This window comes from Streptomyces panacea (genome assembly GCF_040560175.1).
Taxonomy (GTDB): Bacteria; Actinomycetota; Actinomycetes; order Streptomycetales; family Streptomycetaceae; genus Streptomyces; species Streptomyces panacea.
In genome coordinates, this window is sequence record NZ_JARJHW010000258.1 from 1 (window position 1) to 8,182 (window position 8,182).

Consider the following 8,182-nt stretch of genomic DNA (forward strand, 5'->3'; position numbering starts at 1 on the left):
GAGCCAGGGGTTGTTCAGCAGGTCGATACCGAGGGCGTCGCCCGCGGCCTTGTAGTTGAAGTTCCAGCTGAGCTGGATGGGACCGCGTCCGTAGTAGGCGGCCTGGCCGGCCGGGCAGCCGTACGACTGCGAAGTGTCGCAGTAGTGCGGGTAGTTGGCCGTGTTCTGCTCCACGATGTGGACGAGGCCACCGGTCTCGTGGCTGACGTTGGCGAGGAAGGCCGCAGCCTCCTGGCGCTTGATGGTGTCACTGCCGGTGTTCGCGAAGGCCGGGTAGGCACTCAGCGCGGCCTTGAGACCGTTGTAGGTGTAGAAGCCGTTGCGGCTCGGGAACATCTGGTTGAACTGCGACTCGCTGACCACGAAGCCGCCGGTGGGCGGCGGATCCGTCGGGCCGCCACCACAGGCGCCGTTGTCGGCCCAGACGTCAACCGTGCCGGGTCTCTCGTTCTGGGTCCACCACTTCGCCGTCCAGTTGCGGCCGTTGTACGACGCGGTGTCGCCGCCCCAGTAGACGGTGGACGCGTTCCAGCCGGTGGTACAGGCGGCGGCCGACGTGGCTGCCGCCGAGGTCGAGGCGGGTAGGAACACCGCGAGGGCCATGGCGGAGACCAGTGCGGTGAACAGTGCAAGGATTCGCTGTCGCAAGCGACTCACTCCTTCGCGCGGCCGTCGGTGAGCGACGGCCGCCATGGGGGTGAGGGAACCAAACCGGAATCCTCACTACCTGTCAAGGTCTAGACCAACTGACGAATTTCGGCCGGTCCGCCCGCCGAACCGGCCGACGCGTGGCTTCTGTTCGGTGTGGATGAGCAGGGCATGTCCTCCGTGCCGGTCACCGCCCGACCGCGCACCTGTCCCACAACTGGTCTTTTCCAAAGGGATGTTGGCCCGTCCGCGCCGGTGGATGTGACGCGATCTCGCCCCTGGCCGGCAAACAACGCGGCGGTCGCGCTCCGATTCGCCGAAGGGTGGCGCCCTGCTGCCGCGACCACGACACTGGTCGCCGTCGGTCGCTGTCACACGGCGAGCGGGGCGGACGCGGCGGAGGCCCGATGGCAGCGGTAGGGGACGAACCGGGACCGGCCGCGCGGCCGGGGCGAAGAACCGAACTGGACGCGATCCGGGCCTTGGTGGTCGTCGGGCTGGTGTTCTTCCATTCGGCGTTGGTGTTCGACGCCGAGGACGACTTCTACGTCAAGAATCCGGAGACGGTCGACGCGACGATGATCCTCGCCGGAATCGGTGTGGTCTGGGCGATGCCGATTCTCTTCCTCATCGCCGGTCTCGGCTCCTGGCATTCGCTGCTCAAGCGCGGCCCCGGCGGGTTCACCGCCGAGCGGCTGCTGCGTCTTGGCGTACCGCTGGTGTTCGCGACGCTCACGATCATTCCCGTCCCTCAGTGGCTGCGACTGCGGGCGGCCGATCCCGCCTATCACGAGTCCTACCCGCGGTTCCTGCGCGATTTCTTCGATGTGCGGCTGGACTTCGGCGAGTTCCCGTTCGTGGTGCGGGGAGAGCATTTCGAGACGGGCCATCTGTGGTTCGTGGTGCTCCTGTTGACCTTCTCCCTTCTTCTGGCGCCGCTGACCGGCCGGCTGCCCGACGCCGTCGGACGCCGGGTCCGGGACGGGCTCGCGTCAGCCGTGCGGCGCCGGGGTGTGGTGCTGCTGGCGGCCGTTCCGTTCGCGGTGATCTGCGCGCTGCTGGGGCTGGAGGAGGCGTTCGGCGGCTGGAGCCGCTGGGCGTATCTGCTCTTCTTCGTCTGCGGCTATGTGCTCGCCTCCGACGAGCGGTTCAGAACCGCGATGCGACGCGACGCGATGCCCGCCGCCGTGACCGGGGCGGCGCTGTTCGTACTCGCCCTGCCGGCCGTCATCGCCGCCGGGGAGGCGCCCGACAGCGACGCGTTCACCGACATGACGGCCATCGCGATCCTGGCCCGCGCGCTGTTCGGGCTCGCGGGGTGGTGCTGGCTGGTCGCGATCCTCGGCCTTCTCGACCGCCGCCGCGAACACCGAGCCACGCCGCCGGGGCCACCGGAGCCACCGGACACGGTCGATCGGGCGGTTCCCCCGGCCGGCAGGCGGCGCCGGATGTACGGCTACCTCGCCACCGCGGTGCTGCCGATCTACATCCTGCATCAACCGATCGTCGTCGCGGTCGCCTACGGCGTGGTCGGCCACGACGCGCCCATCCTGGTCAAGTACACGGTGATCGTGGTGACTTCACTCGTGCTGACCGTGGTGGCCTACGACGTTCTGGTACGGCGCACCCGCGTGACCCGGTTCCTGTTCGGGATGCGGGCGCGGCCGTAGCGCCCGCCGTCAGCGGGGAGCCGGATCCGGCTCCGCCGCGGGCCCCGGAATGGCGCTGCCGCCCGGTTCGGGGTGCCAGCAGTAGCGGACGTCCGGTTCGTTCTCCTCGTTGCCCCGGCCGTCGGTCTTCTCGACCGGGACGAAGCCGTGGCGCTCGTAGAAGCGCCGTGCCGGGCCGTTGATCTGGAAGGTCCACAGGGACAGTCCGGCCGGCCGGCGCCGCTTCGCCAGGTCGATCAGGCGGGCGCCGATGCCGCAGCCCCGGTGGTCCGGATCGAGGTACAGCTGGTCGACATCGCCGCCCTCGATCACCATCATGCCGACGACCGTCTCCCCGGCGGTCGCCACCCAGGTCTCCTGGGTCGGCAGGACGATGTCACGGATCCAGGCGTGTACCTGCTCCTCGCTGTGAGGGCGTGTGACGCTCGGGAGGGCGGCCGCGAAGGATCTCAGCCACAGTCCGGAGATGTCGGATGCGTCGGCGAATGCCGCGCGACGGACGACAAGCGTGTTGGTCTGCACAGCGAACCATCCTGTCATCAATCAGGAATCAGGGAACGATCGAGTCGATGTATCCCCCGTCGACGCGCACCGCGGCGCCTGTGGTGGCCGACGCGAAGGGCGAGCTGAGGTAGACGACCATGTTCGCGATCTCCTCGGGTTCGATGAGCCGTTGGAGCAGCGACTGCGGCCGGTGCTTGAGCATGAATTCGCGCTGGGCCTCCTCCCAGGGAAGCGACTTGTCGACGAGTTCGTAGACGAAGTCCTCGACGCCGCCGGTGTGTGTGGGCCCCGCGAGCACGGAGTTCACCGTGACACCGCTCCCCGCCGCCGCCTTCGCGAAGCCGCGCGAGACTCCGAGCAGGGCGGTCTTGGAGACTCCGTAGTGGATCATCTCGGCGGGGACGACGATCGCGGAGTCGCTCGCGATGTACTGGATCCGTCCCCAGCCACGCTCGGTCATCCCGCCGAGGCAGGCGCGTGTGAGCCGGACCGCGGCCAGGACATTGACCTCGAAGTAGCGCCGCCACTCGTCGTCGCCGATCTCCAGCGCGGGCCGGGAACCGAAGATGCCCAGGTTGTTGATGAGGATGTCCACCTGTGGCACGGCTTCGAGGACCTGCCCGGCGCCGCTCTCGGTGGAGACGTCACCGGGTGCGGCCACGAACTCGGCGTCCGGGGACGCGGCGCGCTGGCTGTCGAGGGCGGCGGCGACGGACTTCCCGGAGCGTCCGTTCACCGCGACGCGCGCTCCGGCGCGGGCGAGCCCGGTCGCGATGGCCGCCCCGATGCCCTGGGTGGAGCCGGTGACCAGAGCGGTCTTGCCTGCGAGGTCGATCTGCACGTTCAGTTCCTTCCAGCTGTCCGGTGGGCCGAGGTCATTGTGCGCGGGGGCCTGTGTGCGGCACGGTCGGTGGGCCCCGGCGGAGTGTCGGCTTCCGTCGAGTTCGGATTACGACTGGCACAGCCTCTTGAAGTGAACCCGACACTGTGTCATATATGTCTAGACCATTGCCCCTTGCTTTCGACGGAGGAGACGATCGTGCGACGGACCCCCACCCAGGTCGCGCTCGTTACCGCTACCGCCCTCACTCTCGTCGCCTGCGGCGGCGGTGACGACAAGGACTCACAGGCGCCCTCGGCACCGACCGGCCTCAGCGTTCAGGCCGGCAGCGCGCTGTCCGCACACGTCATGTGGGAACAGGCCAAGGACAATGTCGAGGTCAGCGGCTACGTCGTGTACCGCGGGAAGGACAAGGTCCAGGACGTTCCCGCCGACAAGACGATGATCGATGTCACGGGCCTCAAGCCATCCACCGCCTACTCGTTCTCCGTGCGGGCCAAGGACGCGGCCGGCAACCTCTCGCCGCACAGCGAGAAGAAACCCGTCACCACGCCCGCGGTGACCGCCGAGGACAAGAAGGCTCCGGCACAGCCGGTGAGGCTGCGCGGCAAGCACAGCGGCTCGAAGGGCGCCGAACTCACCTGGAGCGCACCGGGCAAGGGCCAGGGCATCACCTCCTACGACATCCTTCAGGGCGGCTCGAAGATCCACAGCGTGAGCGGCGGCGTGACCACGGCCACGGTCACGGGGCTACGCCCCGGCACCGCCTACTCGTTCACCCTCCAGGCCCGCGACGCCGCCGACAACACCTCGCCGGCCAGCGACCCGGTGAAGATCAGCACCCCGAAGGGGCCGGGCGACGACCCCGACACGGCACCGATCAGCTTCAAGGTCGGGCGCCACAAGAACGTCAAGGAGGGTGCGTACTACCTCGATCTGTCGTGGCTGCCGCCCAAGGTCGACGGCGAGGTGCCCTCGTACGAGATCCATCTCAACGGGAAGCTGACCACCACACTGGTCTGGGGCAACAAGGCGCCCGTGGGCAAGACGACCGAGAGCGTCTTCGCGGGCGAGAAGCCCGGCGTCAGCTACAAGGTGAAGATCCGCGCGAAGCTGCCGGACGGGAAGTGGGGCAGCTTCTCCCCCGAACTCACCATGGTCACCGGCGAAGCCAAGTCCTGACCGAGCCGAGCCGAGCCGAGCCGAGCCGAGCCGGTCGGGTCGGGCCCGACCTCACCCGTCGGCGCCGCCGCCACGAAGCACGGCGGCGGCCTCCCGGTCCCTGTTCCGCCTGATCCTCAGCCGGGTCAGCAACGGATGCCCCCGCCCGCCACCGTGCGGGACCGGTTCAGCGGTCCCGCACGGCGCAGATGTCCGTACCGGCGCAGTTGTCCGTACAGGTTCGGCCGCCCGTACCGGCTCGGAAGTCGTGCCGCTCGGTCGTGGCGCCTCCCGGTCCCGCCGGGCGTCGGCCAGCAGCGCGGTCAGACTGGACCGGTGCCAGCTGATCTCGTCCGGGTCATCGGCGGTCAGCAGCCGTCGTACGGTCTCGCGCCCCGCCTCCGATCCCGGACGGCCCGGCGCGAGGTCCGGCCGCAGCCGGTTCAGGGACGCGCGCTCGTACGGATCCGGTACCAGCTCGGCGAGTTGGACCGGATCGAGCACCGACCCGACGATCGCCGCACGCTCCCACCGGTCGTCGCTCTCATGCAGCAGAAGACCGATGCGACGGCCTCGCCAGTTACGCGGACGGCAGTCCTCCCCCGCCCCCTCCGTCGCCTCGGCCGAGTCGGCCGAGTCAACGCCGGTGTCGGAACCGCCGGTCGGCGTCCGTGGCTCCGAACGCACCCGTGAGGGCGTCCGCGCTTGCGGCAACCGGCCCGTCAGCAGGCCCCGTTCACGGCCGGCGAAGGCCCGTAGCTCCTCGGCCAGATAGAGCCAGACGACCGCTCGGTAGCGATTCAAATAGAAGCGCACCGGCACCAGATACCCCGCACGCGCGAGCCGGGTGAAGCGACCGGGGCTGATGTCCATCAACTCCGCCCCCTCGGCCGTGCCCACCGTCCGCACCCGCTCGCGCAGCGCGTCGGGGAAACCCGCCGCCCGCCGAAGCCGCTCGACCTCGCCCCGCGCGACCCTCCGGCGACCGCTCACGGACCCACCGACGGTCCGGACATGCCCCAACTGTGCGGCCAGTTCGAACTCGCCACGCCTCAGGCGTAGTTCCTGCGCCGCTCGGCCGACAGCGAGTGTTTCTGAGATTTCCATGACAGACATCGACGGTCTCCCCCGCGAGTGATTGACTACTCTCGGTGACGACCGTATCCCCGCGTCAAGAATCCCGCTTGCCCTGTGGATAACTTCGCTGAGCCTCAGGCGTCGGTGACTGTGGTGTGCGTGGGCCCCGACTGCCGCACCGCGATGCCGAGATGCTCGCCGACGCGGTTCACCATCAGAGTCATCTCGTAGGCGATCTGACCGACATCGGCATCCGCGTCGCTCAGCACGCACAGGCAACTGCCGTCCCCGGCGGCCGTGACGAACAGCAGCGCGTCATCAAACTCGATCATGGTCTGCCGCGCCTTGCCCGCGTTGAAGTGCCGACCGGATCCCCGCGCGAGGCTGTGCAGACCGGACGAGACCGCCGCCAGGTGCTCGGCGTCCTCGCGCGCCAGACCGGAGCTGGCCCCGGTCACCAGGCCGTCGTTGGACAGCACGAGCGCGTGCCGTATCGGCTCGACCCGACCGGTCAGATCCTCCAGAAGCCAGTCGAGTCCGTCTTCCAACGCCATTCGTGACCACTCTCCCCGTTCAGACAGGTACCGCGCCCTGTGCCCCGTATCTCCCCCGTCGGTCGCCCAGCCTCGCGCACCGGCTGCTCACGGGCAAGCGGTCCAGGGTCCTCGGAGCGTCACACGGAACCGGCTGTTGCCGCCTGCCGGAACGATCACCACCGGGCCCGGCCGTATGCCTTCGCAACTCTCCGCCCCAGCGCCGACGACAGACCGCTCCCCCTCCACACTCTCCGGGCGCCGAGTCATCACTTCCGTCAATTCACCACCGCAACGCCGTCCCTCGATCGGACCACCTGTCACACGGGAGTGAAACGAACACAGGATCACGGCCACTTTCACGCACGTCCGCCCATCTCTGCCGTCGGCGCGAGTTCTCCATCGAGAATTCGCACCGCTCCCCCCGTTACGGCCACTTGATCAGCAACGTTCATCCAACGCCCGGCACATCGACGTAGCTCCCGGAGGAACCATGAAACTCACCGCCCTGCCTTTCGGCGTTCACCGCGTGTTCGAGAGACGGTCGCTCTCCGCCCGGCCCGCGATGCGTCAGGTTGACGCCGGGAGCGCCGCCTCATGAGATTGCTGAAGCGTCCCAAGCCCGCCGAGAGCGCGGTGTCGGACAGCGAACGCGAGTTGTTCGGCGGCCCTCTCCGCTACGACGCGGGATGGGCCGATCACGAGTGGGCCTATCTCGAAGTCAGCCTGCTGTCCGCCGTACGCGCGATGCCGCGCATGGTCGCGGGTACCCTGCGGCTCGCGTGGCGGACCGACCGGCCGGCGCTGGTGACCGTCGGCGTCGCCGAGGCCGGCCAGGGGCTGACGGCCGCGCTGGGGCTGCTGGTGGTCAACTCGGTGCTCGGCTCGCTCCTGGCCGGCGGAAGCGCCGCCGACCGTGTCTCCGACGCGGTGCCCGCCCTGATCGTGGGCGCGGTGGTCGCGGTGGCGGGCGCGCTCCTGGCGTCGTGGTCGACGTCGGCGGCCGGCCGGCTGGAGCCCAAGGTGGAACGAGCCGCGAACGAGCAGTACTTACGCGCCGCGGCCCGGGTGGAGCTGGAGGCGATCGAGGACGGCGAGTTCCGCCGCCTGATCGACACCGCGCAGCACGGTCCGCCGTCGGCGAGGCGGATGGTCGGTGCCTGCGTCGCCACCATGAACGGCGTCATCTCGCTGCTCGCCGTCGGCGGAGTACTGACCGTGCTGCACCCGCTGTTGCTGCCCATGCTCCTGCTGATCGCGGCGCCGCGCGGCTGGGGCGCGATGCGCGTCTCCCAGCGGCGGTACCTGTCGGTGATGTCCTGGGTGGAGCATCTGCGCGCCAGCCGTCTCATCGCCGGGCTGCTCATCTCCCGCTCCGCCGCGCACGAGGTACGGGTGCACGGCGTGGGGCGCTTCCTCCTCCGGCACTACCGCAACATGGCCGAGAGCGCGGAGAGCGAGGCGACGCGGCTGGCCAAGGACAAGGCGGCCACCGAACTGCTCGCCGCGGCCCTGTCGGGCGTGGCCGCGCTGATCACGTACGGGGCGATGGCCGCGCTCATCATGTCGGGACGGATGGAGCTGGCCGTGGCGGGCACCGCCGTGATCGCCGTCCGCTCGGGTTCGGCGAGCCTGGGCGCTCTCGTGATGACCACGAACTCACTGCACGAGGAGTCTCTGTACGTACGTGACATGGAGCGCTTCCTCGAGGAAGCGGGCAACAGGTCCATCCCGTCCGGCGGCCTCCC

At 69.4% G+C, this 8,182-nt stretch carries 7 protein-coding genes and 1 pseudogene; 3 read left to right on the plus strand and 5 right to left on the minus strand.

Annotation, left to right across the window (positions count from 1 at the left end):
- The coding region (locus P3L51_RS33610) for a glycoside hydrolase family 19 protein (protein WP_435594583.1) at positions 1 to 603 on the minus strand (603 nt) is incomplete at its 3' end.
- 452 nt (positions 604 to 1,055) lie between these two features.
- On the opposite strand from P3L51_RS33610, the gene P3L51_RS33615 reads away from it, so the two are divergent.
- Positions 1,056 to 2,318: an acyltransferase family protein gene (locus P3L51_RS33615; protein WP_354609141.1), complete on the plus strand. Its 1,263-nt coding sequence runs from the start codon at positions 1,056 to 1,058 to the stop codon at positions 2,316 to 2,318.
- A 9-nt stretch (positions 2,319 to 2,327) separates the two neighbouring features.
- On the opposite strand, the gene P3L51_RS33620 is transcribed toward P3L51_RS33615, so the two are convergent.
- Both P3L51_RS33620 and P3L51_RS33625 read right to left on the minus strand, forming a co-directional pair.
- A complete protein-coding gene (locus P3L51_RS33620) occupies positions 2,328 to 2,840 on the minus strand; it encodes a GNAT family N-acetyltransferase (protein ID WP_354609142.1) in 513 nt (170 codons plus the stop codon).
- 28 nt (positions 2,841 to 2,868) lie between these two features.
- Positions 2,869 to 3,663, minus strand: a complete 795-nt coding sequence (locus P3L51_RS33625) for an SDR family NAD(P)-dependent oxidoreductase (protein ID WP_354609143.1) — start codon at positions 3,661 to 3,663, stop codon at positions 2,869 to 2,871.
- 198 nt (positions 3,664 to 3,861) lie between these two features.
- On the opposite strand from P3L51_RS33625, the gene P3L51_RS33630 reads away from it, so the two are divergent.
- Entirely contained in the window at positions 3,862 to 4,845 is a 984-nt protein-coding gene (locus tag P3L51_RS33630; RefSeq protein ID WP_354609144.1) for a fibronectin type III domain-containing protein, read from the plus strand.
- Between the two features lie 51 nt (positions 4,846 to 4,896).
- Here the strand turns inward: P3L51_RS33630 and P3L51_RS33635 are convergent, their stop codons facing one another.
- Positions 4,897 to 5,940 (minus strand): DUF6397 family protein, encoded by a 1,044-nt coding sequence (locus tag P3L51_RS33635; protein ID WP_354609145.1) that lies wholly within the window; start codon positions 5,938 to 5,940, stop codon positions 4,897 to 4,899.
- A 95-nt stretch (positions 5,941 to 6,035) separates the two neighbouring features.
- Positions 6,036 to 6,455 (minus strand): roadblock/LC7 domain-containing protein, encoded by a 420-nt coding sequence (locus P3L51_RS33640; RefSeq protein WP_354609146.1) that lies wholly within the window; start codon positions 6,453 to 6,455, stop codon positions 6,036 to 6,038.
- A 576-nt stretch (positions 6,456 to 7,031) separates the two neighbouring features.
- On the opposite strand from P3L51_RS33640, the pseudogene P3L51_RS33645 reads away from it, so the two are divergent.
- Positions 7,032 to 8,182, plus strand: a pseudogene (locus tag P3L51_RS33645) (ABC transporter ATP-binding protein); the annotation flags it as partial.

Coding starts and splice junctions, on each gene's coding strand:
- P3L51_RS33615 (WP_354609141.1), top strand. CDS start 1,056: ATGGCAGCGGTAGGGGACGAACCGGGACCGGCCGCGCGGCCGGGGCGA.
- P3L51_RS33635 (WP_354609145.1), bottom strand. CDS start 5,940: ATGTCTGTCATGGAAATCTCAGAAACACTCGCTGTCGGCCGAGCGGCG.
- P3L51_RS33640 (WP_354609146.1), bottom strand. CDS start 6,455: ATGGCGTTGGAAGACGGACTCGACTGGCTTCTGGAGGATCTGACCGGT.